This window comes from Methylophaga sp. UBA678 (genome assembly GCF_002299105.1).
Classification (GTDB): Bacteria; Pseudomonadota; Gammaproteobacteria; order Nitrosococcales; family Methylophagaceae; genus Methylophaga; species Methylophaga marina.
Genome location: NZ_DBNG01000009.1, coordinates 170,111 through 196,258, shown reverse-complemented (window position 1 = coordinate 196,258; position 26,148 = coordinate 170,111). Strand labels below are relative to the sequence as shown.

Annotated in this window: 21 protein-coding genes; 11 read left to right on the top strand and 10 right to left on the bottom strand. The window is 45.6% G+C overall.

Translation table 11 applies throughout. The features are described 5' to 3' along the window. Window positions 1-36 precede the first annotated feature (36 nt). Window positions 37-906: an alpha/beta hydrolase gene (locus B3014_RS05495; RefSeq protein ID WP_289243642.1), complete on the top strand. Its 870-nt coding sequence runs from the start codon at window positions 37-39 to the stop codon at window positions 904-906. Here B3014_RS05495 and B3014_RS05490 read toward each other — a convergent pair. The 4 genes from B3014_RS05490 to B3014_RS05475 form a co-directional block, all read right to left on the bottom strand. Continuing rightward, entirely contained in the window at window positions 893-1,357 is a 465-nt protein-coding gene (locus B3014_RS05490; RefSeq protein WP_289243643.1) for a hypothetical protein, read from the bottom strand. The genes B3014_RS05495 and B3014_RS05490 overlap by 14 nt on opposite strands. A gap of 1 nt (window position 1,358) precedes the next feature. Continuing rightward, on the bottom strand, window positions 1,359-2,810 hold the full coding sequence (locus B3014_RS05485) for an aldehyde dehydrogenase family protein (protein ID WP_289243644.1): 1,452 nt from the start codon (window positions 2,808-2,810) through the stop codon (window positions 1,359-1,361). Between the two features lie 12 nt (window positions 2,811-2,822). After that, on the bottom strand, window positions 2,823-4,463 hold the full coding sequence (locus B3014_RS05480; RefSeq protein WP_289243645.1) for an acetolactate synthase large subunit: 1,641 nt from the start codon (window positions 4,461-4,463) through the stop codon (window positions 2,823-2,825). Window positions 4,464-4,544: 81 nt separating this feature from the next. Next, window positions 4,545-5,315: a flagellar motor protein MotB gene (locus B3014_RS05475; protein WP_289243646.1), complete on the bottom strand. Its 771-nt coding sequence runs from the start codon at window positions 5,313-5,315 to the stop codon at window positions 4,545-4,547. 289 nt (window positions 5,316-5,604) lie between these two features. On the opposite strand from B3014_RS05475, the gene B3014_RS05470 reads away from it, so the two are divergent. Next, a complete protein-coding gene (locus B3014_RS05470; RefSeq protein WP_289243647.1) occupies window positions 5,605-8,925 on the top strand; it encodes an EAL domain-containing protein in 3,321 nt (1,106 codons plus the stop codon). Window positions 8,926-8,998: 73 nt separating this feature from the next. Continuing rightward, entirely contained in the window at window positions 8,999-9,547 is a 549-nt protein-coding gene (locus B3014_RS05465; RefSeq protein ID WP_289243648.1) for a Slp family lipoprotein, read from the top strand. Window positions 9,548-9,549: 2 nt separating this feature from the next. On the opposite strand, the gene oadA is transcribed toward B3014_RS05465, so the two are convergent. Next, window positions 9,550-11,349: a sodium-extruding oxaloacetate decarboxylase subunit alpha gene (gene oadA, locus B3014_RS05460; RefSeq protein ID WP_289243649.1), complete on the bottom strand. Its 1,800-nt coding sequence runs from the start codon at window positions 11,347-11,349 to the stop codon at window positions 9,550-9,552. Between the two features lie 24 nt (window positions 11,350-11,373). After that, entirely contained in the window at window positions 11,374-12,789 is a 1,416-nt protein-coding gene (locus B3014_RS05455; RefSeq protein ID WP_289243650.1) for an acetyl-CoA carboxylase biotin carboxylase subunit, read from the bottom strand. Window positions 12,790-12,905: 116 nt separating this feature from the next. Here B3014_RS05455 and B3014_RS05450 point away from each other — a divergent pair, with 116 nt between their 5' ends. Continuing rightward, on the top strand, window positions 12,906-13,856 hold the full coding sequence (locus B3014_RS05450; protein ID WP_289243651.1) for a LysR family transcriptional regulator: 951 nt from the start codon (window positions 12,906-12,908) through the stop codon (window positions 13,854-13,856). Here B3014_RS05450 and B3014_RS05445 read toward each other — a convergent pair. Then, the gene (locus tag B3014_RS05445) at window positions 13,853-14,467 is read right to left on the bottom strand and encodes a GTP cyclohydrolase II (RefSeq protein ID WP_289283334.1); all 615 of its coding nucleotides are present in this window, start codon (window positions 14,465-14,467) and stop codon (window positions 13,853-13,855) included. The two genes, B3014_RS05450 and B3014_RS05445, sit on opposite strands and share 4 nt — an antisense overlap. 268 nt (window positions 14,468-14,735) lie before the next feature. Between B3014_RS05445 and mgtE the strand changes: the two genes are divergently transcribed. From mgtE to B3014_RS05430, 3 genes are all read left to right on the top strand, one after another. After that, entirely contained in the window at window positions 14,736-16,166 is a 1,431-nt protein-coding gene (gene mgtE, locus B3014_RS05440; RefSeq protein ID WP_286305877.1) for a magnesium transporter, read from the top strand. Window positions 16,167-16,291: 125 nt separating this feature from the next. Beyond that, complete coding sequence (gene pqqA, locus B3014_RS05435) at window positions 16,292-16,363, top strand: pyrroloquinoline quinone precursor peptide PqqA (protein WP_081443609.1); 72 nt, start codon at window positions 16,292-16,294, stop codon at window positions 16,361-16,363. 152 nt (window positions 16,364-16,515) lie between these two features. Then, a complete protein-coding gene (locus tag B3014_RS05430) occupies window positions 16,516-17,379 on the top strand; it encodes an MOSC domain-containing protein (RefSeq protein WP_289243653.1) in 864 nt (287 codons plus the stop codon). A 4-nt stretch (window positions 17,380-17,383) separates the two neighbouring features. Here B3014_RS05430 and B3014_RS05425 read toward each other — a convergent pair whose 3' ends face one another. Genes B3014_RS05425 through B3014_RS05415 form a run of 3 tightly spaced genes read right to left on the bottom strand, consistent with a single transcriptional unit; the run spans window position 17,384 to window position 19,854 of the window. After that, the gene (locus tag B3014_RS05425) at window positions 17,384-18,160 is read right to left on the bottom strand and encodes a ferredoxin--NADP reductase (RefSeq protein ID WP_286305875.1); all 777 of its coding nucleotides are present in this window, start codon (window positions 18,158-18,160) and stop codon (window positions 17,384-17,386) included. Between the two features lie 12 nt (window positions 18,161-18,172). Further along, entirely contained in the window at window positions 18,173-19,105 is a 933-nt protein-coding gene (locus B3014_RS05420; protein ID WP_289243654.1) for an electron transfer flavoprotein subunit alpha/FixB family protein, read from the bottom strand. Then, window positions 19,102-19,854 carry an electron transfer flavoprotein subunit beta/FixA family protein gene (locus B3014_RS05415; RefSeq protein ID WP_289243655.1) on the bottom strand — a complete coding sequence of 251 codons (753 nt, stop codon included), beginning with the start codon at window positions 19,852-19,854 and terminating at the stop codon, window positions 19,102-19,104. Before B3014_RS05415 ends, B3014_RS05420 begins: the two co-directional genes overlap by 4 nt. 103 nt (window positions 19,855-19,957) lie before the next feature. Between B3014_RS05415 and B3014_RS05410 the strand changes: the two genes are divergently transcribed. The 4 genes from B3014_RS05410 (at window position 19,958) to B3014_RS05395 (ending at window position 26,137) form a co-directional block, all read left to right on the top strand. After that, a complete protein-coding gene (locus tag B3014_RS05410) occupies window positions 19,958-20,890 on the top strand; it encodes a LysR family transcriptional regulator (protein ID WP_289243656.1) in 933 nt (310 codons plus the stop codon). Window positions 20,891-20,893: 3 nt separating this feature from the next. Beyond that, the gene (locus B3014_RS05405; RefSeq protein WP_289243657.1) at window positions 20,894-22,549 is read left to right on the top strand and encodes an electron transfer flavoprotein-ubiquinone oxidoreductase; all 1,656 of its coding nucleotides are present in this window, start codon (window positions 20,894-20,896) and stop codon (window positions 22,547-22,549) included. Between the two features lie 42 nt (window positions 22,550-22,591). After that, complete coding sequence (locus tag B3014_RS05400; RefSeq protein ID WP_289243658.1) at window positions 22,592-23,107, top strand: ankyrin repeat domain-containing protein; 516 nt, start codon at window positions 22,592-22,594, stop codon at window positions 23,105-23,107. A gap of 78 nt (window positions 23,108-23,185) precedes the next feature. Then, window positions 23,186-26,137: a DUF748 domain-containing protein gene (locus B3014_RS05395; protein WP_289243659.1), complete on the top strand. Its 2,952-nt coding sequence runs from the start codon at window positions 23,186-23,188 to the stop codon at window positions 26,135-26,137. Window positions 26,138-26,148: the final 11 nt, after the last annotated feature.

Sequence of the window (26,148 nt, the reverse complement as noted above, 5' to 3'; positions counted from 1 at the left end):
TTCTTTCTGATAGGCTGTTAAATGAGTGAAAATTGCATGAGTAAAACGTGTCGACATGTGCTTCGAAGCACAGTGACAGCGGTCCTGGTCTCAATATGTCAGGCCTGTTCGCCAGTGACTGTATTGAATGCGCTTGTACCAGACAATGGCTATCAGAAACTAGCGGATAAAGCCTATGGTGATGAGAGCAGGCAAAAATTAGACATTTATTTACCTGCCCACACGAGATCAGATCATCCATTGAAGACTGTCGTCTTCTTTTATGGCGGTAGCTGGGATTCTGGCAGCAAAGCTGATTATAAGTTTGTTGCCGAGGCGCTCACCTCTGCCGGTTATATTGTCGTGATTCCTGACTATCGCTTATACCCAGAAGTCGTCTTTCCCGCGTTTGTGGATGATGGTGCCCGTGCTGTGACCTGGGTATTGAAGCATATTAATGAATATGGTGGAGAGGCGGGACATGTGACTATCGCTGGGCATTCCGCCGGTGCGCATATCGCTGCATTACTCAGTCTGGATGCCACCTATTTAGCGAAATATGATCATCAGCCGACAGACGTCACAGCCATGATCGGGTTGGCAGGCCCTTATGACTTCTTACCATTGCAAAGTGACCGTCTAAAGCAGATATTTGGTCCGGAAAAACAACGTTGGCAAAGCCAACCTATTCATTTTGTGGAAGGAAATAATCCTCCGATGCTCTTGATGGTTGGCAATAAGGACCGCACGGTCTTACCTAAAAACAGTGTCAATCTGGCAACGAAAATTAAGCAGAAAAACGGTGCTGTTGAACTGGTTGAGTTTGACGATTTAAATCACGTTGCCATGGTGTCACATTTGGCTAAACCTCTGAGAGGCAGCGATGAATTGAGACAAACGATAATCGCGTTTATTAATCAGTTTTAGTGTCGGCTGGGATTAATGGTAAAAGTGTGAAGGCGGGGCAGATAGTGATTTTTAATCCCGAGTCTTTTTTATTATTCGCGTTAACGACATACAGGGGATAACTCTGTCCGGCTGTGAGACCGGCTTCGGGAAGCTCGAGTAAATACTGATTATCACTGACTTTTGTATTGTCCAGGGTGAACCACTTGTCTCCCGATTTCAGTGCCCACCCTGTAGGCGCTTCGCTCAGCTTACCTAACAAGCTCACCGTTTCAGTTTTCTGGATACAACCCGCTGGCTTAAGCGTTAGAGACGATAACTTGCTGGTAGTCAGTGGAGCAAATTCTTTTACGTTAGGTTTAGTGACGGCTCGCACATCGGTCTGGGCATGACTTTCTGCTGCTAAGAGACTCACAAACACAAGAAAATAAGGCACTATCGTCGATAGTGCCTTAAGTGATGGCGTGAACATGCTAGGCAGAAATACCTTTAGAGGTGATGACAACCATTTTTTCCACTTGCATATCTTCCATGGTGTAAGGAATACCCCCCGTTCCCAAGCCTGAATGTTTCAAGCCGGCAAACGGCATCCAGTCGACACGAAACGCGGTATGTTCATTGATCATCACAGCAGATGCGTCGAGTTTATCAGCCACATACATGGCTGCGTTTAATTCACGACTGTAGACCGAGGCCTGAAATGCAAAGGGTAGGCTGTTCGCCGCGGCCAACGCATCATCAACCTCGTCAAATGGATACACATTTACCACCGGGCCGAAGACCTCCGACGTGGTCACTTTTGCATCAGCGGGTGGGTTAAATAACACGGTTGGTGCATAGCAGTTATCATCCAGTGCCTTGGCACCACACAGACATTCCGCACCGGCATCGATCGCTTCTTTGACCCAGTTATCTATCCGGGTTAATTCACTTTTTTTGATGATAGGACCCACTTCGGTATCAGCAGATACCGGGTCACCTACCTTGAGCTGTTTAGCCGCTGCTGCCAATTTTTCTGCCAGCTGTCTGGCTATAGAACGATGCGCATAGATTCGTTGTACTGATACACACACTTGTCCTGCATGATAAAAACTGCCTTTACTGAGACCGGGAACAGCCGCGTCAATATCAGCGTCTTCAGTCACAATAACCGGGGCGACACCACCGTGTTCCAGCGCACAACGTGTGCCTGGTGCGAGTTTAGAGCGTAAATACCAACCCACTTTGGCGCTGCCGATAAAACTCAGAAATGCCACACGGTCATCTGTGACCAGAGATTCGGTATCTTCGTGACTTTCTGTAAGTAACGCCTGGCACCAACCTTCCGGTAAACCGGCTTTGTGGAATATCTCCACTAAGCGAAAACAGGATAAAGGTGTTTTTTCAGCAGGTTTTACAATGACTGGACAACCCGTCGCAATCGCTGGACCCACCTGGTGGGCTATAAGGTTAAGTGGGTGGTTAAAGGCACTGATAGCAACCACCACACCAATTGGCTCTTTACGTATGGTTGTTAAACGATGTTGCGAAGCCGGGTTGATACCCATGGGAATAGTATGAGGGGCATCATTACGCAATCCATCGATGCAGGCTCGAATGCTATCAATACAGCGTGCCATTTCAACCTGCGAGTCGATAAGTGGTTTACCACCTTCTTCAGCGGCACCGATAGCCAGGCTCTCAGCATCCGCCTTCATGAGCTCAACGGCTTTTTCCAGAATAGCAATGCGTTTAACAACGGGGAGCCATTGTGAGCGATCTTTGTAAAGATCATGAGCCGTACTTAATGCCGTTTCAATATCCGCTTTATCTGCTTGTTCGACAGTACCGAGTAATTGTTCATTGAAGGGCGAGAAGACTTCGGCCCTGGAAGCATCCGTTTTGGATAAACCAGCGATCTTCAACGGAAAATGGGGCGTGGTCATTATATAAGCTCCTTATAAAATACAGATTTTTTGTTTCAGACCCTCACTGAGGATGGAATAGTTCAATGAATAATCAACAGCCAGATCAATCAGATGCACCCCTTTAGCATTGAGGGCGTAATCCAGCGTTTTAATGAACTCAGCATGACTGGTGGGTCTGTGGCCAAAAGCGCCATAACTGTCAGCATATTTCACAAAATCCGGGTTATTAAAATTGAGGCCATAATCGTCAAAGCCCATGCCTTCTTGTTTCCATTTGATCATGCCATAGGCATTATCATTGAAAATCAGCACCACTAAATCTAAGCCTAATCTTACGGCTGTTTCCATTTCTTGTGAGTTCATCATAAAGCCGCCATCACCACAGACAGCCATGACTTTTTGATCCGGATTCAGCATTTTTGCCATCATTGCGGTGGGCAAGCCTGCGCCCATGGTGGCGAGGGCATTGTCGAGTAACAGAGAGTTGTAGTAATAGCTTGGATAATTGCGTGCAAACCAGATTTTATATACACCGTTATCCAGCGCGAGAATATCTTCCTCTCCCATCGCCTCTCGGATAATGCGAACAGCACTTTGCGGCAGAATAGGGAAGCGCTCATCGTCACTGTATTTAGATAGCCGCTCGTTGACTTCCTGTTTGACTCTGTAATAGTAAGAAAAGTCCCAGTGCGGTTGCACTTCAAGCCCGGCACGAAGGCGGTTAATCGAGGTAGCAATATCACCAACCACATCGAGCTGAGGGAAATAGACCGGATCAATCTCTGCTGCATGGAAATTAATGTGGATGACTTGAGCCCCGCCATCTTTCATAAAGAAAGGCGGCTTTTCTACTTCATCGTGACCCACATTGATAATGAGGTCAGCGCGCTCGATAGCACAATGTAGAAAGTCAGATTCAGATAAAGCAGCAGTACCCAGGTAGCTGTCATGTCGCTCATCAATCACGCCTTTACCCAGTTGCGTGTTGAAAAAAGGAATACCGGTATGTTCGACAAATTTTGTCAGTGCGGCACTGGCACGTTTCCGGTTGGCGCCGGCACCAATCAGTAGCAGAGGCATTGACGCCTCTTCTATCATTTTCAATGCGTGCTGAATCGTGCGGTTATCCGCATCAGGGCGACGGATAGTTTCCACCGTATAGATGCGCTGATGGGCTTCTTCTGCGGCAATGTCTTCTGGCAGTTCAATATGAACCGCGCCTGGTCTTTCTTCAACGGCAATCCGGAAAGCTTCTCGAACAGTTGCAGCGATGGTGCTGCCATGCACGACTTGTTTAGTGAACTTGGTAATAGGACGCATCATATTTACGACGTCCACAATCTGAAACAGGGCTTGTTTACTCTCTTTAATGGGTTTCTGACCGGTAATGATCAACATAGGCATGCCACCTAGTTGTGCGTAGGCGGCCGGGGTGACCAGATTGGTGGCTCCGGGCCCGAGAGTGGATAAACAGACACCGGGTTTGCCTGTTAATCGTCCGTAGTTGGCGGCCATAAAGCCCGCCCCTTGTTCATGACGGGTAATAATCAGCCTGATAGAGGAATGTTTTAAAGAATCAAGAAAATCCAGATTTTCTTCGCCGGGGATGCCGAAGATATATTCGACCCCTTCGTTTTCGAGTGCTTTGACGAGTAGGTCTGATGTTTTCATGATGCGTCCTTATCCGTTGGTTTCAGGGGGCCGATCTGTGTTCTGTTGTTTTCGATTATATAGTGATAATTCAGTCTACCGCTATGGGGTAATGATGCCAATTTCAACCCGACGATTCATAGCGCGCCCTTGCGATGTCAGATTTGAGCGAATGGGTCTGGTATCTGCATACGCTTCCACTCTAAACTGTTCGGGAGTCAACTCGCTATTACGCAGCAGTGCGTGTACGACTGATGTCGCTCTGGCGGCAGATAACTCCCAGTTTGACCGATAATTCAGGTTACTGAGTGGCACATTGTCTGTATGTCCTGCGACTACAAATGTCGTATTCAGTTCCGTGAGTACATCAGAAATGTGAGCCAGAACTGGCAATATGCCTTGTTTTAGCGTTGCCTGTCCAGAAGGAAAAGACGCATTTTCATTAATACGAATAATGACTCTGTCTTCAATGGTTTCAAGACTCAGCTGCCCTGCTGTGATCGCTTTAACAAATTTTTTCTGCAGTGTAGCCATCAGACTATTCAATTTTGCCCGTTGGTACAAATTGGCATCATGAATTTTTATGGCGTGCTCGTCATTGACACTTTCCTGAAAAATCTTTGAGAGGGGCGAGGGTGTATCAGTAGGAGCGGGCGAAAAGGTTTGTTTAATGATGCTGGTGGCTTTGATGATCTGATCTGGCGTTTCTTTTTTGACGCCAAAGGCATTTTCCATGGAGCGTACAACAACTTTATATTTCAGCGCATCTATTTCGGCCATGCTCAACAGTAATACAAAGAAGCAAAGCAATAGCGTCATCAAGTCTGCGAAAGTAGCTAGATACCGAGGTATGCCACCGCTTTGTTTTTTCATATTAGGTCGATACTGATTCTGGTTGTTCAATTCTGTTCGCTTTGGGTCACCGATTCATTCAGGAAAACACTATCTTTGAATTACCATTTGATGTGTAGATATTGCTATGCTAATCAATCGTATACACGTTAATATGTGGTATTAATGCATCTGTTGCAAGCATTGTAGGGAGAGCTTGTGTCGTATCAATGCAGTAGCACAGCGAATGCGTATTGTTTTTGTGCATGATTTGCGAGAGCTATCTTCATAAAAGGGGTTATATTTCAGTTGGTTAAGATGATAGTCGTTTATGCATATTAGCAGTTACACAAAAATGGCATTCTATAGCATATTGGCTGTACTGGCTGTGATCTGCATCTCAGTCGCGACGTTTATCAGTCAAGGTGTCACCGAAAACTACAAATCTCAGCTATACGCCAATACTCAGGAGTTACTCTCCGAATATAACAACCGTATCAGTTCCGAGTTACAGGGGCATATACAACTTGTTCGAGGCCTTCCCAGCCTATTTGCTGTGAACCAGGAGCTGTCGCAAGCACAGTTTGCTTCAGCAGTGAGTTATCTGGTCAATGACGACCTGGAGATTCGGAATATCGCCGCGGCACCAGATATGGTGATTTCATACATCTATCCGATAAAGGGTAATGAAGATGCGTTAGGGCTGAACTACCGTGAAGAACCTGAGCAGTTTGAAGCAGCTGACCGAGCAAGGCGAACACGTGAACTGGTGTTGGCCGGTCCACTAGAATTAAAACAAGGTGGTACAGGCCTGATTACCCGTGTGCCTGTTTTTTTACAGAATGATAAAACCGGTGAGGAATATTTCTGGGGTCTGATTTCTGCTGTCATTGATATCAAAGCATTTTTTAATAAAGTCGGCTTGAACCAGGACCTGCCTTTTGAATTAGCTATCAGGGGGAAGGATGGCTTAGGGCGACAAGGCGCTGTGTTTTATGGTGACCCTGCTTTATTCCAACAGCCCACATTGAGCCAAACACTTAAGCTGCCTGAGGGAGAGTGGATACTGGCGGCTGAACCAAAAGGTGGCTGGTCGACTTTACCCAAAGCATACTGGCATGAGGTACTGACGGTTTATGGTGTGACCGTTTTTATCTTTTTATTGGCAGCCATCATTATTCGTTTTGTTTTGATGGCATCAATCGCAAATTACAAATACCGCAGTCTGATTCAATCTTCACCTGTTCCTTACATTTTGTTGGATAAGCAGCAGCGAGTGATGTTTATCAATCAGTCATTTAAAGAAACCTTTGGTTACGATCTGGATAACATTGAAACCTTACCTAACTGGAAAAGGCTCATGTTTCTGGTACAGCAACAAAGGGAAAAATCAAAACATGATTTCTCTCAAGAGAATGCTCATATCAGTAGTATGAGTCATGCTTTCGAGATTGATATTGAGACGAAAAAAGGCAAACCTCGAGTAGCCCTGGTCAGCTCATCCGTAGTTGAGAATACGCTTGGAGATGAGACCTTGCTGGTGATTTATGACATCACTGTGCGTAAAGAGGCTGAAGAGCAGCTACGTTTTTCTTCACGGGTCTTTAATCAGGCTCATGAAGCCATCATGATCACGGATACCAAAGGCGTGATCACCGATGTGAACCCCGCCTTTAGTCATATCACAGGCTATAGTCGTGAAGAGGCGATAGGTCAGACACCTCACTTATTGAGTTCCGGAAAGCACTCGCCTGAGTTCTTTCAGAACATGTGGAAATCCATCAGCGACCATGGCTATTGGCAGGGAGAGGTATGGAACTGCAGGAAAAATGGTGAGCTTTATGCAGAGTTGTTAACGGTCTCATCATTGACTGATGACGACGGTGCAACACGTCATTTTGTCGGATTGTTTTCAGATATTACCAATGCCAAACAGCAGCAAGATACCTTGGAATTGATGGCCCATTATGACGTGCTGACTAAGCTTCCCAATCGTGCCTTGCTGGCTGATCGTTTCTTACAGGCAGTGGCGCATTGTAAACGTGCAAAAACGATGCTGGCAATTTGCTTTCTGGATCTCGATGATTTTAAGCCGGTCAATGATACCTATGGACATGATGTTGGCGATCAGCTGCTAATTGAGGTGGCTAATCGCTTACGAAACAATGTTCGGGAAGAAGATACCATCTCAAGGTTTGGTGGTGATGAGTTTGCCATCATCTTTCGTGATGTGGAGTCTTTACAGGAATGTGAAGACATGTTGAAACGGATACACCACTCTATTGCTCAGCCATACTACGTAGATGATTTACGCCTGACTATCAGTGCTTCCAGTGGGGTTAGTTTTTATACACAGGAAAGCGATGATCTGGACACGCTACTCCGCCATGCTGATCAAAGTATGTACCAGGCAAAATTATCTGGTCGGAATCATTACCAGCTATTCAACCCAGCCGATAATCAGCTGACTATAGAAAAACAACAGCTGTTGCATGATATCCGTCAGGCCTTAAAAACCGATGAGTTCTGTTTGTTCTATCAACCAAAAGTGAACATGACAAATGGTGAAGTTTTTGGCATGGAAGCACTGATACGTTGGCAGCATCCAACGAGGGGATTATTAACACCGCTCAAGTTCTTGCCTGTGATTGCTGACAGCGAACTAGAAATTGAGATCGGACGGTGGGTTTTGCAGCAAGCACTCAAGCAACTCCAGTTCCTACACCAGCAAGGGTATATGATCTCCATCAGTGTCAACATTGCCTCTTACCATTTACAATCTGATGCCTTTGTAAGTGACATGGAGACGTTACTGGCCGAGTATCCCGATATTGGGCCGGAATACCTACAACTGGAAATAGTCGAAACCACCGCTCTAGGTGATATTGGGGCCATCACCAAGGTCATAAGGCAATGCAAGGATTCCATTGGTGTATCAGTGGCATTGGATGATTTTGGTACTGGCTACTCCTCACTGACACATTTACGTCACTTGAGTGCCGATACGATTAAAATCGACCAAAGCTTTATTCGTGACATGCTTGATGATCCACAGGACTATACGATTGTTGATGGTGTGACCGGTCTGGCTGAAGCGTTCGACAGACAAGTCATTGCAGAAGGTGTTGAGACGGTCGAGCATGGATTAATGTTGTTGTTGATTGGCTGCGAAAACGCTCAGGGCTATGGCATAGCCAGACCCATGCCAAGCGATGAAGTGATGTCGTGGCTCAGACATTATCATGCTGAATTAGGCTGGGTATCAGCATCTCGTTTATCACTTACACCAAGACAGAAGGCATTACGGTTTTTCATGCTAACGCTTGAACGCTGGCGACAAGTGTTTTTGAGTAACTTTGATGAGAGCAGTGATACGGCTCAATCACCACAATGGCCAATTATGGATGTGCATTACTGTCATTGTGGCACGTGGGTTGAACGCGTAAAGAATCAGAACCTGTTCGAGCACGAATGGTTAGATGAGTTGGTTGCAACGCATCTGAAATGGCATAACTTGGCGATAACAATGCGGGAATATGCACTTGCTGACAAGATGGGGGAAGCCAGAGCGTTTCTAGATGAGTTCGATAAACTCTATCAGGAGTTACTGTCGCTCATCGCTACTTTAGAGACTGGAAAATCCCTGCAATGAAAGACGCTGTTGAACTGAACTAACAGAATACCGCTCTGGTCACACAGCTATTGAACAAATGAAGGTACAAGCAATGCGTGCTTTATTTCCTCTATTAATGTTACTGCTGAGCGCATGTAGTAATTTGCCAATGGCGATTAAAGAAGCCCCAAGCCCTGACTGGCAGTTAAGTCAGGTCGCTGTTGAAGCTGAACAGCACAAAGGTGAAGTGATACGTTGGGGGGGACAAGTCGTTAAAGTGGAAAATGATGATAATGGCTCAACGATTCATGTTGTACAGTTTCCACTGAATAGTTTTGGAAGACCGGATAGTGATGGTGTCAGCCAAGGACGGTTTTTAATTCATTCTGAAAGTTTTATCGATCCTTATATCTATAAAGCGGGTACATTAATCACTGTTGCCGGCACGGTTGAGAATAAAGAGACCGTCACAATCGATAAGAAATCAATGAGCTTACCGGTTGTGATCTCTTCTGAATTGTACCGCTGGACGCAAGCTGACTATTCGCGTGATCCTTATTGGCGGAGTCATCCTTATTATTATGACCCGTTCGCCTATGGCCCGTATTACGGGCCAGGCTTACGCCCATCATGGCGTTACTATAATGGGCTTTATTGGTAAGCTTATTCGACGATCTCGATTAAGGTTTCACCTGGTGTCACACGGTCGGCTTTCTTCACGTGTAATGCTTTAACCGTTCCAGCGATATTAGCCAGTAGTTCGGTTTCCATTTTCATGGCTTCCATGACTAACAGGGCCTGACCTGCTTCCACTTTGTCGCCTTCTTTCACCAGAACTTCAACCACATTGCCAGGCAGCGGTGCTGTGACATGACCCGGATCGGTGGCTTTCTTACGGCCACCGGTATTACCGCCATCATTTACATACTCATTTAACGCTTCGAAAGTGACTTCTTCTGGCATGCCATCGATAGATATGTAGAACTTACGTTTACCACCGCCAACATCACCTACACCGGTGATGGCAATGTCATAGCTTTCACCATGGACATCCACTTTAAACTCGGTAGCAATGCTTTCTTTATCATTATTAGCTTCACTAACAGGTAATAATGGCTCAGGTTTCAATGTGCCTTCAGCACGTTGTTGTAAGAATTCACGACCGAGATCCGGGAACATGGCAAAAGTCAGTACATCTTCTTCTGATGTCGCTAGCTCGCCAATATCGGCTCTGAGTTTATCCAGCTCTGGTGCCAGCGCATCAGCAGGACGAGAGTCGATCACTTCTTCGTTACCAATGGCTTTTTTCTGCAATTGTGCATTAACAGGTGCGGGTGGCTGACCGTAGCCACCCTGAAGATAACGTTTCACTTCATTAGTGATGGTTTTATAACGTTCACCGGCTAAGACGTTATATACCGCCTGAGTACCCACAATTTGTGATGTGGGTGTCACCAATGGTGGAAAACCCAGATCTTCACGAACGCGTGGAATTTCAGCAAACACATCGCGAATTCTATCCAGTGCGTTTTGTTCTTTTAATTGGTTGGCCAGATTTGACATCATGCCGCCCGGAACCTGATTGATTTGGACAGACACATCTTCGCCCGTAAATTCGCTTTCAAACTGGTGGTATTTTTTGCGAACGTCACGGAAATAGTCGGCAATTTCGGATAACAGGTTCAAATCAAGGCCAGTATCCCAGTCTGTATTACGCAATGCAGCAACTTGAGATTCAGTCGCTGGGTGGCTGGTACCGCTGGCAAATGAAGAAATGGCGGTATCAATACGATCCACACCCGCTTCAATGGCTTTTAACTGACATTGTGCTGCCAGACCAGAAGTCGCGTGAGAATGAATAACTAAAGGTAAGTCGACTTCTGATTTAATGGCTTTCACTAAATCGTAGGTCGGATAAGGCGCCAATAGACCAGCCATATCTTTAATGGCAATCGAGTCTGCGCCCATGTTTTGTAGATCTTTGGCCTGTTTTACAAACAATTCAGGAGTATGAACCGGGCTGGTGGTGTAGCTGATGGTGCCTTGAGCGTGTTTACCAGCTTTTTTCACCGCTTTCATCGCGGTTTCCAGGTTACGCAGGTCGTTCAGCGCATCAAAAATACGAAATACATCAATACCGTTTTCAGCCGCACGCTCGACAAAAGCACTGACCACATCGTCAGCATAATGGCGGTAACCCAACAGGTTTTGGCCACGTAATAACATTTGTAAACGGGTATTGGGTAAGGCTTGTTTTAATTGTCTGAGTCTTTCCCAGGGATCTTCTTTTAGGTAGCGAACACAGGCATCAAATGTGGCACCGCCCCAGACTTCCAGTGACCAATAACCGACCTGATCGAGCTTGTCACAGATAGGCAGCATATCGTCAGTGCGCATACGAGTGGCGATAAGTGATTGGTGAGCATCACGCAGAATGACATCAGTAACTTCAATTTTTTTCATAAAATCTCCAGCAGTGTTTAAGGCTTACCAGCCTGCATGGGCTGCAATTGCAGTGGCCAAAGCCAGCGCCACTGCGCTGGGACGTCGTTTATTCGAATAGTTAAGTAATTCCGGATGGTTAGGCACAAAACTTGTGTCGAAGTGACCAGAGCGGAAATCAGGATGATTGAGAATCTGTTTGTAGTAGTTCTCGGTGGTTTTAATGCCGTGTAAACGCATATCATCCAGAGCACGTTGACCACGGCTGATGGCATCTTCCCAATCCAGTGCCCACACCACCAGTTTCAGACACATGGAGTCAAAATACGGTGGGATTTCATAGCCCGTGTAGATAGCAGTATCCACTCTGACACCAGGGCCGCCCGGTGCGTAGTAGTGGGTGATTCGACCGAAGCTGGGTAGGAAATCATTTTTCGGGTCTTCAGCATTAATCCGAAACTGTAAAGCATAGCCGCGATAGGCAATGTCTTGCTGGCGGTAGCTTAACGGCAAGCCAGATGCGATACGTAATTGTTCACGGACAATATCAATACCGGTAATTTGTTCGGTAATGGTGTGCTCTACCTGAACCCGGGTATTCATCTCCATGAAATACACTTCATTACCGGTGAGCAAAAATTCGACGGTACCCGCATTTTCATAATTCACTGCTTGAGCCGCTTTGACAGCCAGGCCACCGACATAATTACGCTGCTCAGGTGTCAATTGTGGGCTCGGTGCAATTTCAATCAGTTTTTGATTACGGCGCTGAATAGAACAATCCCGTTCATACAAATGCACGACATTGCCTTCACTATCAGCGAGGATTTGTACTTCAATATGACGAGGGTCAACAATACATTTCTCAAGGAAAACTTCAGCAGAACCGAATGCCTTTGTCGCTTCAGAAATAACGCGTGGATATTGCTGACTCAGTTCATTGGCACTATCGCAACGACGGATACCACGACCACCACCACCAGAGGTGGCTTTGATCATTACTGGATAACCGACTTCTTCAGCAAGCGCTAACGCTTCATCTAAGTCCGCTAAGTTGCCGTCAGAGCCCGGTGTAATGGGTACACCAGCATCGCGCATACTGTCTCTAGCGGCTGTTTTATCGCCCATTTTTTCAATAACGCTGGATTTGGGACCAACGAAAGTGATGTTGTGTTTTTCACACAGGCGGGCAAATTCGGCATTTTCAGATAAGAAACCATAGCCAGGATGGATAGCATCGCAACCGGTTTCTATCGCTAAGTTCACAATACGTAAAGGATCAAGATAGCCAGCGAGTGGATCATCACCAAGTGAATAGGATTCGTCAGCACGTTTGACGTGTAATGCATAACGATCGGGTTCGGTATAAATAGCGACTGAACGAATGCCCATTTCTGCACATGCGCGAACAATGCGCACAGCAATTTCACCACGATTGGCGATTAACACTTTTTTCAACATGAGCTACTCCAGATTGAATCTAGGAAATAGGCTAGAGGAAATCATACATAATTAAAAATTGATATAATTTTGATTAGTGATAAGTAATTACTTATGTATAAGGTTTTTTAATTTTTATGTCATTGACTTTACAGCAATTAATTAGTCGACTGTCTTTTCGTCAAATGCAGGTGTTTCGAGCTGTCTATCAACAGCAAGGTTATGGAAAAGGGGCAGAAAGCTTGGGGCTGACTCAGCCCGCCGTCAGTTCTCAAATCAAAAAACTGGAGTCAGCTTTGGGGCAGCCATTATTCGAATATGTCGGTCGAAAGCTTTATTGCACGCGAGCAGGTGAACGGGTAGCTGAACATATTGATGCCATATTTGAGCAAGTCGCCAGTTTGCAGAGTGATTTACATCGACTGGAGGGAAAGCTTTCAGGTGAGTTAAATCTGTGTGCGGTCAGTTCAGCCCAGTATGCGGTGCCGCATTTGTTAAGAGGGTTTTTACAGCAGTATCCATCGGTCAATGTAAACCTGAATATTGTGAACCGTACGCAGGCCATTGAGCGTTTGAATGACAATAAAGAAGATTTGGTGATCATGGGCTTAGTACCTAATGATCGTTCCTTATCGTCCTTACCCTTTCTGGATAATGAATTGATACCCGTGGTGCCCGTACACCATCCACTTGCCACAAAAAAGCATATCCATCCGCAGCAATTTCTTGATGCACAATTGCTCAGTCGTGAGTCTGGATCAGGTAATCGACTGGCCTTAGAGCAGCACTGTCAGCAACAACGTTTATCGCTGAATGTCACCATGCAGTTTGGTTCTAATGATGCACTAAAGCATGCTGTTCTAGCTGGGTTAGGTGTCGCTGTTTTGCCGAGGTTGAGTGTGTTATCTGAGCTGCGGCTGGGCCAGTTGGTCAGTCCGGTAATTAAAGGTTTTCCACTGCGACGCAGTTGGTGTCTGGTATCGCCTCAGGGTAAACATGCAACCCCTGTTACTCAGGCTTTTTTAGAGTATATCCAAACAAACTTGAAAGAGATTCATCAATATTTTCAATCGTTGGATGTTGTCTAGGGCTTCCTTAGCAGCTCGTCAATACTAATCTGATGATTGCCCCGGTGGATTTTAGATGTCAGATAACCATGGTTATGGCGGTTTGCAAATACCCCGGTAGGCCGTGTGCCATGAACCTGAATACCGGCCTTTTCCAGTTGCTGACGTTTGTCCGGATTGTTAGTCATTAGCATAATCTGATTCAGCTTGAGTGCATTCAGAATATCAGCCGCTGCTTGATAATCCCGTTCATCGACGTTATGACCAAGTTCGAGATTGGCGGTAAAGGTGTCATGTCCCTGTTCCTGCAAACGATAGGCATCCAGTTTTTCATACAAACCAATGCCGCGGCCCTCCTGACGCAGATACAGTAAATAGCCACCTTCTTTATTGAATAAACTTAATGCCTCCTGTAATTGCGGTCCGCAATCACAGCGTGCGGAACCCAGCGCATCACCGGTAACACACTCCGAATGGATGCGAACAAGTGGATGTGTGGGATCGGGTCTACCAAGCTTCAAAGCAAAGTGTTCTTTGCCATCCACAAAACCCGAAAAGCTATACATTTCTGCCATGGCCTCACTGCCATCATTAAGAATAATGGGTAACTGAACAGTCGTTCTAATCGTCACTGCGGATGCGTCTTTGGCAGAACGGAAACAGTGGTTAATTCGTCTGAGCAATGCGCTGAATAGCTTAGGGCGGTTTGAGTTCACAATGTAAGGCAACGTCTAATAAAGCAATCGGTGATTTTACTGCATCTGACTCTTTTTAAGAATAATTTATTGAAATACTGGAAAGTTTTCCCGCTAAAGGGTAAGTGCATTTCAGCCATCATCAGATTGAAATATCTCTGACGCATACTAAAAGGTCGGCACTAAATATGATGAGGCGTTTTGCGTGCAACAACTGAAGCAAACAGAGCATATATTTCACTTAATTTATGATTTGCTTAATCGCCAGGAGTTAGTGGAAACCCTGACAATACGTCAGGAGAATAAGGATAAGCAGGCATTAGTCGAGCTGTTAACCGTCAAGCAGTATCAAGGTGAAATTCAGCAGCTGTTAAACCGCTTACATCCATATGACATAGCAAATCTGCTTGAGCAGTTACCGCCGGTACAGCGCTCGTTTATTTGGCAACTGCTGCAAAGTGAGCATATGGGGGCGGTGCTGCTGGAGCTTTCTGATAGTTTACGACAAACCTTATTAGCAGAATTACAACCAACCGATTTGATTCGGGCGGCATCGCATCTCGATACTGATGAAATTGCGGATCTGATGCAAGAGTTACCAGATGAGATCGGTGATAGCGTCTTATCCTCATTACCACAGCAGCAGCGTGAAAATGTACAGTCCACCTTACTCTTTCCTGAAGAAAGCGTTGGTGCCTGGATGGAATATGATTTTGCTGTGGTACTTGAGAATCAAACCTTAGATCAAGTGTTACGTGAGTTACGTCAGAAAGGGAAGTTACCGGATGAGTCCGGTTTTATCATGGTGATCAATTCGGTGGGTTTATTTCAGGGACTGCTGCTCGTCTCTGATTTATTAATCAAGCGAGGTGATTTACGGGTAGCCGATTGCATGTTGAAGCAAGCCCATATCTTTCATACTACCGATTCTGCCGATGAAGCGGCACGTGATTTTGAGCGCTATGAATTATTGGTAGCACCGGTGGTGAATGCACATCAGAAACTGGTTGGGGTATTACGTGTCAGCTCGCTAATGGATCTACTGGAAGAACAGTCGCAGCGCCAGTTTCTCGCTCAGGCAGGCTTATCGAAAGAAGAAAATTTATTTGACCCAATGATGAAGTCAGCTAAAAATCGCTGGCCGTGGATTGCACTGAATCTGGTGATTGTATTGATTGCTTCTCGCGTGATTGATCAGTTCCAGACCACGATTAGCAGTATGGTGGCACTAGCTGCCTTGTTACCCATCACCGCTAATATTGGCGGCAACACGGGCAATCAAGTGGTGGCGCTGGTGATTCGTGGGCTGGCATTAAAACAACTCGACGCCAATAATCTTCGACGGCTCTATATAAAAGAGTTTTCTGTGGCTGCGGTGAATGGGCTGATATGGGGAAGTTTAACGGGATTGCTAACGCTATTTTTATATCAGAATCTGGGCCTGGCCTTTGTAATGATGCTAGCCATGTCTGGCACAATGGTGTTAGCGGCCTTAATCGGCGTAAGTATTCCGTTGATTCTAAAGAAGCTAAAACAGGATCCGGTATTGGGCAGTAGTATTATCACTACAGGAATGACCGATACACTGGGCTTTCTGATTTTCTTGAGTCTCGCTTCTTTACTCCTGCCAAACTGACGGATAATCAATTTATCATTACTCAGGAAAATCCTGAGTGATCAAAAGAAAAATACGCTATTGTCATTTGCCACGTACTCGTAACATAGGAACCGTACTAACAAACACAAAGCGAGGTGATTATCATGTGGACTAAACCAGAATATTCAGACATGCGTTTCGGTTTCGAAGTAACTATGTACATCTGCAACAGATAATAGTTTCTCAAATCGAGAGCAAAAAAGCCCCACTCGTTGGGGCTTTTTTTATGCCCGAAGAAAATTATCTACGTAAAATGCCGGATATACAGACCGGACACACAATCTTAAGCTTAGCACCAGTTATCGCATCACGGACATAAGGTGGTTTTATGCTCAAGGTTGGCACAATCAAACAAATCTGGCGTTATCCAGTCAAAGGGATGGCAGGGGAACAGCTTGAACAATGTTATCTAGGTGAAAATGGTTTAACTGGCGATCGTATCTGGGCATTACAAGATACTCAGCGACAGGAAATCCAAAGCTGTAAATTTCGGCCTGAATTATTACGCTGTAATGCAAAGTGCCGACGCGGAGATGCGACCGGACCAGATGATCAGGTTGATATCACTTTTCCTGATGGCGCCGTGATTGGCAGTGATGAGCCACAGGTCAATCAGTTACTGACTTTGCTAACCGGGTTTGATTCCACATTACAGTCGCTTAAACCTATTGAAGAACGTGATTTTTACAAACGTTATAAACAAGACGATCACACTTGGCTGGAAGAACTAAAAGCCACATTTGATCGGGAGCCTGGAGAAGCCTTACCGGATTTGGATAACCTGCCCGAGCAGGCTCAGGAATATGTATCGCTGCCAGGCACCTTTTTTTTAGTCACCCCTTTTCATATGCTGACGACCGCCACACTGGATTATATGAAACAGCTTAAACCTGACTCTGACTGGGCAGTAGAGCGTTTCCGTCCAAATATTGTCATCGAAACGGTTCCGGGTATGGAAGGTTTGGTTGAGCAAGCCTGGTTAGATAAAACGATTCAGATTGGTCAGACGACAGTGCAATGTTGTGGCACCACGCCACGATGTGGCGCCATTACCCGACAACAGCGCCATATCCCATCAGATAAAAAAATGCTTCGTACGATTGTGAAGCAAGCTGACCAAAACCTGGGAATCTATGGCGCTATTGCTGAAGCTGGTGTTATTCGTGTTGGTGATGAGGTCTTTATTCAATAAAGTCTTATTTCTCAACAAAAGCACGTTCAATCACATAGTCGCCGGGTACACCGATGCGAGGAGAAACCACAAACCCTCGCTCATCTAATAACGCTGCGGTGTCATTCAGCATTTGTGGACTGCCACAGATCATGGCTCGATCATGCTCAGGATCAAGGGGAGGTAGACCAATATCCTCAAATAATTTGCCACTGGTAATCAGATCCGTCAGTCGTCCCTGATTGCGGAAAGGTTCGCGAGTGACGGTGGGATAATAAATTAACTTTTCTTTGACCAGATCACCAAAGAATTCATTGTCAGGCAAGTCTTTTTCAATGAAATCGGCATAAGCCAATTCACTGACATAACGCACCCCATGAATAAGAATGATTTTCTCAAAGCGATCATAGGCTTCAATATCCTGAATCACGCTAAGAAAAGGCGCGAGCCCAGTACCTGTTGAGAAGAGGTACAGGTTCTTCCCCGGCTTCAGATCATGCACGACCAAGGTACCCGTCGGTTTTCTGCTGACTAATATCTCATCACCTACCTGTAAATGTTGCAGGCGTGAAGTGAGTGGCCCGTTAGGAACTTTGATGCTGAAAAACTCCAGATTTTCATCATAATTCGGGCTAGCAATACTGTATGCACGAAGCAACGGTTTATTGTCGACTTCAAGGCCAATCATCACAAACTGACCATTTTCAAAACGCAGGCCCGGATCACGGGTAGTTTTGAAGCTGAACAGATTGTCATCCCAGTGGTGCACGCTTAAAACGCGCTCGCTTGCAAATGTACTCATCGTTATCTCTTTTTATGAAAGGGCGTTGGTTAAACTAGGCACGGCATCAAACAGATCGGCCACCAGGCCATAATCGGCTACCTGAAAAATGGGCGCGTCAGGATCCTGGTTGATGGCGACGACAATACGGCTGTCTTTCATGCCGGCGGTATGTTGCACCGCACCAGACACGCCAACCGCAAAATACAGTTCAGGTGCTACCGTGACACCGGTTTGACCGACCTGAATTTCATTTGGCGCATAGCCTGCATCCACAGCCGCTCTGGTCGCACCGAGTGCAGCACCGAGTTTTTCAGCTAAGGGATTAAGTAAAGCATCAAACTTCTCTGCACTACCTAATGAGCGACCACCCGACACCACGACTTTGGCCGAGTTAAGCGCAGGCCGATCAGACTCAATTCGAGACTCACTGATCCAGCGTGTTTTGGTGAAAGGTTCAGGGACTGAGACTGCTGTTATTTCAGCCTGACCATTTAACTCAGCCGCAGTAAATTTACTGCCACGCACTGTCAGAATTTGCGTTGCATCATGGCTTTGTATAGTGGTGTGAACGTTACCGGCATAAATAGCCCGCACATAGTGGTTGTCAGGCTGGATGGCTAACACGTCTGAGATCATGGCGACATCGGCCACAGCAGCCACACGTGGCAACACATTCCGGCTGAATGAGGTATGTGCAGCCATCACGACCTCATAATCTGTCACCAAAGTATCAATCAGCTTACTCACATCTTCAGCAAGCGGATGCTCAAACTGCGGGGCATTGGCATGTAATACCTCAGTCACTCCATCTATAGTCGCGGCTTGTTTGGCAATCTGCTCAGACTGATAACCCACAACTAAAAGATGAACAGGCTGTCCCCAGTGTTGAGCAGCGGAGACAGCATGACGGACTTCATTATGCAGTTGTTGTCCATTGTGTTCGGCTAATACTAATGTGCTCATAGTGCAATTCCTTCTTTTGTACGTAATTGCTGCAATAAAGCATCAACACTGTCGACTTTAATCCCAGCTTTACGTTGAGGTGGTTCGGCGACATTGATTAATGACAATCTGGGCGTTAACTCAGTGACCAGATCTGAAGCCGACAGGTTTTCGATCGGTTTCTTTCTCGCCTGCATCAGATTGGGTAGTTTGACGAACCGTGGATCGTTTAAGCGTAAGTCAGCAGTGACTACCGCAGGTAATTGCAATGCCACGGTTTCGGTACCACCGTCTATTTCACGGGTAACGATAGCTTCACCATTTTCAATATCCAGCTCCGAAGCAAAAGTACCTTGTGGATAATCCAACAAGGCAGCCAGCATTTGCCCTGCCTGACCAGCATCATCATCCACCGCTTGTTTACCGAGAAGTATCAGATCCGGTTGCTCTTTATCAGCGACGGCTTGTAAGAGTTTGGCGACCTCCAGCGACTGTACTTCTGTTTCGTGTTCGACTAGAAGTGCCCGATCCACACCCATAGCCAGCGCATGTCTTAATACACCCTGATTGGCTGATGAGCCAATGGACACGGCAACAACTTCATCGGCCTTACCTTGTTCTTTCAAACGAATGGCTTGCTCAATCGCATTTTCATCGAACGGGTTGGCACTCATTTTCACGCCGTCGATATCCACATTGGAACCATCGGCTTTGATACCGACTTTGATGTTGTAATCCACTACACGTTTTATCGCGACTAAAATTTTCATTACATTTCCTCTTAAGGTTTGCTGAGCATTTTATAGTGGCGTACAATATTTGTTAAATTGATAATTTAGATATTATCTATCTAACAAATAGATATGCAAAAACATGAAATTCAGTCTAAGACAACTCGAAATTTTTGTTGCTGTCAGCCGAACAGGCAGTGTGTCAAAAGCAGCTCAAGCCTTGTTTCTATCTCAATCTGCAGCGAGTACCGCACTGGCAGAATTTGAGAAGCAATACAATGTGCAATTGTTTGATCGTGTGGGTAAATCATTGCGGATTAATCAGGCAGGTCAGCAATTGTTACCGCATGCTGTTGAGCTACTAGATCGTGCGCAGGAAATTCATAATCTCATGGAAGGTCATGCCGGATATGGTCTGATGAAAATCGGTGCCACGCTGACTATTGGTAACTATTTGGCGACCTTGCTGGTGGCCGAGTTTTTACATGAACATGCTGATAGCCGCATTGAGTTGCAGGTTCACAATACAAAAACCATCATTGAACAAATTGCGAACCATGAGCTTGATATTGGTTTGATTGAAGGGGGATGTCATCACCCGGATATTGAAGTGGAAACCTGGATTGCCGATGAGTTAGTGGTGTTCTGTGCACCTGATCATCCTCTGGCAAACAAGAAAAAGGTCACTGTGCAACAGTTATTAGCAGAGCCTTGGATTCTCAGAGAGAAAGGTTCTGGTACACGTGAGACGTTTGATCGTGCTTTTCACAATTATCATTCACAACTCAATATTCGCCTCGAACTTGAACACACCGAAGCGGTAAAACGTACAGTCGAATCAGGTCTGGGTATCGGTTGCATTTCCCGACTGGCATTAAAAGATGCCTTTCGTCGCGGTAGCCTGGTACCGGTCAATACACCTGCTTTGGATCTAGGTCGGTATTTCTATTTTCTGTGGCATAAGCAGAAATATCAGACCACCGGCATGCGTGAGTTTTTAGCGTTATGTCAATCGATTACTGCTGATGTTTCGCGCAGTGACGAGGTTAATCTCACTCGAATTATTAAGGAATAAATCATGCAACGTGACGTAATGAATTATGACTTGTTAATTATTGGTGCTGGGCCAGCGGGGTTGGGCGCCGCTATTCGTTTTAAACAATTAGCTAATGAGGCCGGAAAGGATCTCAGTGTCTGTGTGTTAGAAAAAGCCGCTGAAGTTGGGGCACAAATTATTTCTGGTGCTGTGATCGATCCGATCGCGTTAAACGAGCTGATACCCGACTGGAAACAAAAAGGTGCACCACTAAAAACCGCCGTGAGTGAAGATAAGTTCCAGTTTATGACCAGCGATAAAGCGTGGACGATTCCACATTGGTTAATGCCGCCTTTGATGAAAAATAGTGGTAACTACATTGGTAGTTTGGGTGAGTTATGCTCATGGCTGGGCGGTCAGGCTGAAGAGCTGGGCGTTGAAATCTATGCCGGCTTTTCAGCTCAGGAAGCTTTATATAACGAACAGGGTGATCTGATTGGGGTTATTACTGGGGATATGGGTAGAGATGCCGATGGTGAGCCCACAGCACAATTTGTGGCAGGAATTGAAATTCAGGCGCCTTTTACCCTAATTGCAGAAGGGGCCAGAGGTTCTCTGGCACGTCAGTTAGAGTCGCATTTCAATCTACGTGATGCAGACCGTCCAGCCAAGTTTGGCTTGGGCATCAAAGAAATCTGGCGTATCCCTGAGCAACAGCATCAGCCAGGTTATGTCAGTCATAGTTTTGGCTGGCCCTTATCTGACGATACGGGGGGCGGTGCTTTTGTCTATCACTATGGTGAACAATTAGTGTCTATCGGGATGGTGGTGCATCTGGATTACAGCAATCCGTATCTATCACCTTTTGATGAGTTTCAACGTTTCAAAACGCACCCCGAGATACGAGCAATGTTACAAGGCGGCAAACGTCTTAGTTATGGTGCCAGAGCCATTAGCGAAGGAGGTTTGCAATCTTTGCCGGATCTGATTTTCCCTGGTGGTGCATTTATTGGTTGCAGCGCGGGCATGGTCAATGTGCCCAAAATTAAAGGCAGCCATAATGCGATCAAATCAGGCATGTTAGCCGCAGAAGCGGCTTACGACTATTTTACTGAATCGACAAATGATGGTAAGCGTTTACTTATGGAATATCCCATTAAATTAAATGCTTCATGGGTTTGGAAAGAGTTGGAAAAAGTGCGTAACTTTAAACCATTGCTGTCACGTTTTGGCAACCTGACAGGTGGCGCCTTAGCGGGTATTGAATTGTGGCTGAGTGCCTTACATATCAAGTTACCCTGGATATTGCAGCATCAGCAGGCAGACCATAAAAGTCTCAAATCGAAAAACCAAGTTAAGAAAATTGACTACCCTAAACCAGATGGTGAGCTGACTTTTGATCGCTTGTCTTCGATCGATTTGAGCAATATCGTGCATGATGATAACCAACCTGGTCATTTGCAATTAAAAGACAAGGCCGTGCCCGTCACCATCAACCTGAAGAACTATGATGCACCAGAACAACGTTATTGCCCGGCCGGAGTCTATGAAATTATTGAGCAGGCAGGGGAACCGTCGTTGCAGATAAATGCTCAGAACTGCATACACTGTAAAACCTGTGATATCAAAGACCCGACTCAGAATATTGTCTGGGTGCCACCAGAAGGCGGAAGTGGCCCTGTATACAAAGGTATGTAAGGGTGGAGTGGATAGCTAACAACAGAGTTAAAGGATACTGTAATGACAGAAAATGACGCCAACCCAGAAATGGATGAGAAAACCTACGAGCTAGCTCAATTAGTCTTTCAGTTAGTGCGTGACGGTAAAGCGGAAGAGTTAAAAAAATCACTGGAAATGGGCTTGCCAGTCAATATTCGCACGGGCAATGGCGATAGCCTGTTGATGCTGGCCAGCTATAATGGCCATTATGAGATGACAAAGTTATTGCTGGAACATGGTGCCGACCCTGAACTGGCCAATGATCGCCAACAAACCCCTTTAGCTGGTGTGGCATTTAAAGGTTATAAAGATATTGCCGAGTTGTTGATTCAGCATGGTGCCAATGTCAATGCGACAACGCCAGATGGTAAAACAGCACTGATGTTTGCAGCCATGTTCAATCAACTGGCGGTGGTCGATTGCCTGTTGGCGCATGGTGCTGATATAGAGGCCAGGACGGATGACGGCAAAACGGCGTTAATGTTGGCGGATGCGATGGGCGCGGCAGACACGCGTGAGCGTCTTCAGCAAGCCTAACTCACCAGTACACACATTGGTACGATAAAGTTAATTGTGTACTATCTAATGATTCCATCATCACAATGAATGAATTGCATGCCATCAGCTAAGACTTTTCTTTTTCGTCATCGACGTTTCATCATCGGCCTGTTAAGTCTGGTCGTTATTTATACGCTGGCCGGGTTTTATCTCTTGCCCTGGCTGGCAGAAAGACAACTAAAAAGCACTCTGGAGCAGCGCTTACAGCTGCAAACACAAGTACAGGATATCCAATTCAACCCTTTTACCTTTGAGTTAAACATCGCTGGTCTGGCTATTCAAACAAGAGAAAACCAGACTATCCTGGCTTGGGATTCGGTATATGTGAATGTCGATCCAAGCCAATTAATCAAAGGTGATATCAGTATTCCTACAGTAGATATTAACGCGGCTGATCTGCATTTTCAGCGTTATTCCGAGGCAGAAAATACGCTAACACGTCTGGCGGATACATGGCAGGAAACAGCACCTGAAAAAGAAGAGTCAGAACCTGTCACCGCAGATTCCACCACTTCAGATGCCGATGAGCCACTCTTTCATGTCGTTTTAAACTCACTAAGTTTTGAGGGCGGTGAATTACATTACTCGGATAAAGTGCCTTCTGAGCCATTTAAAACTGTTATATCGCCTATCAATTTTCAGCTGAATCAATTTTCTACCCAAGCTGATGAAACCGCGAAAACCACATTGAATATGGAGCTGGAAGACAAGGCGAATCTATCAGTGGCGGGCACCTTTTCATTATCACCACTGACTATAGCTGGTCAGCTCAAACTGAACCAATTTAATCTACAGACACCGTACCGTTATTTTAAAGCGCAGTTACCGGTTGAATTAAAGCAAGGTGTCGTCAATATCAGCCTGGACTATGATGTGGATCTGAGTGGTCAGCAACCTAGCGTTGATATCAATAACACGGCTATCCAACTCTTTGATCTCAATGTGGCACAACCAGGCTTGGATAAAGCCTTAATTGCCGATGGTCAGCTGCAACTAGAAAAGGGCCGTTATCGTTATCCTGACAATCAATTAAGCATTGATAAAGTATCAGTCAATGAGGCGAAACTGGTCACGATCATGAACGAACAGGGCGTGATTAACTGGCAGCAATTACTGAATGCCCTACCCAAATCAGAGGCAGATGACGCGCAAGAAACTAGCGATATGCCAGCCATACAGTTAGCTATCTCAGAAGTCGGGCTGAATAATATTGATCTGTTTATTGAAGATAAACAACCGCAATTGCCGTCTAATATGACATTGAATCTCACCGCGAGCCTGAATAACCTCAGTCTTGCAGATAAGCAAATCATGCCTTTTAACGCCAATATTAAGGTGAGTTCAGGCGGTACAATGTCTACTACAGGCGAGCTACAACTTTTCCCTGAACTGGCGGTAACAGCAGCGAGTAAGATCGACCAATTATCACTGACGCCGTTACAGCCATACATCAATGAATATGCCATGGTGACGCTGGAAAATGGACAGTTATCAGCTAATGCTTCGCTGAAAAGTAACGCTGATGATGCCTTATTGGTCAATGGCGATTTAGCGTTATCATCGTTGCAGATAGAGAATCAGAATCTGAAGGAAAAACTGTTCAGCCTGGATGCGTTATCCATTAATACCATTGATTTCTCCCTCAAAAATAAAGAGTTAGCTATTTCTGATATTGAAGTCCATCAACTGTACAGTCGTATCTTTATCAATAAAGATGGCGTGACCAATTTACGTCAGCTGTTAAAAGAACAACCGAGCGCTAGCACAGCCACAGCTACTGAAACTGAAAATAATGCTGAGCCATACAAAGTATCTATTGGTGAGGTGATCATAAACAAGGCTAGTTCACGATTCACCGATGAAAGCCTGCCAATTGTGTTTGATACTGAAATGCGATCATTAGATGGTCAGATTAGTGGTTTTTCTACCGAGTCTGATCAGGCCGTTGAATTGAATCTGGAAGGACAGGTACAAGAGTTTGGTATGGTCGAAATTGAAGGCAGTCTGGCACCGTTCAATATTACCGAAGAAAGTAATGTGGCCATGTCATTCAGCAATCTGGATCTGCCAGCCATGAGCCCATACACCATCAAATTTGCAGGTAGAAAAATTGCCGATGGTCGTGCTGATGTCAAACTGAATTATGAAATCCAAAATGGAAATTTAAATGCATCTAACAGCCTGGTGATACGTGATATCAAGCTGGGAGAGCGAGTGGAATCACCAGAAGCAGTCGATTTACCTCTGGATCTGGCCGTGGCCTTATTAAAAAATAGTGAAGGGGTGATTGATTTAAGCATTCCGGTGACAGGCGATGTCAATAATCCTAAGTTTGAAATGGGACCTGCTATTCGCAACGCGATTTTTAATGCGATTCGTAATATTGTGACCTCACCATTCCGCTTCCTGGCCAACCTGGTAGGCGGCGATGAGCAGCCAGTCGATAATATTCAGTTTAAGGCGGGACGAGCTGATCTCACGCCACCTCAAAAAGAAGCCTTGCTGAAACTGTCTGAAGCATTGGTCCAACGTCCACAATTAATTTTAGACATTCCGGCGCCTTATGCAGAGAAGCTGGATCGACAACAATTGCAACTTAAGGCGGTGGAGCAGGATATCAAAGCCGGTTTAGAGCAGACTGACACGGACCAACAATTATTAGTCCGTCGCCAAACGGTATTAGAGCGTTTATATACAGAACAAGCTTTAAGTCCTGACCTAACAGCAGTGAAGCTGGAGGTAATGGCCGACAATACGGCAGCCGATGATGAAGAGCCGTCTGTAGATTTGCTGGCCTATAACAGCAAACTAAAATCCAGTTTAGTCGCAAACAAAGTGATTTCTGAGGCAGACCTGAATAATCTGGCCAAAGCCAGACAGCAGGCCGTCATGCTTTATCTGCAAGAACAGGCCAAACTCAGTGAGGCTCAATTACATGCTGGCATGGTGAAGGAAGAGCAGGCCGAGCAGGATGTGGTCATCATGAAATTTGATATCCGTGCTCAATAAAATGACTGCAT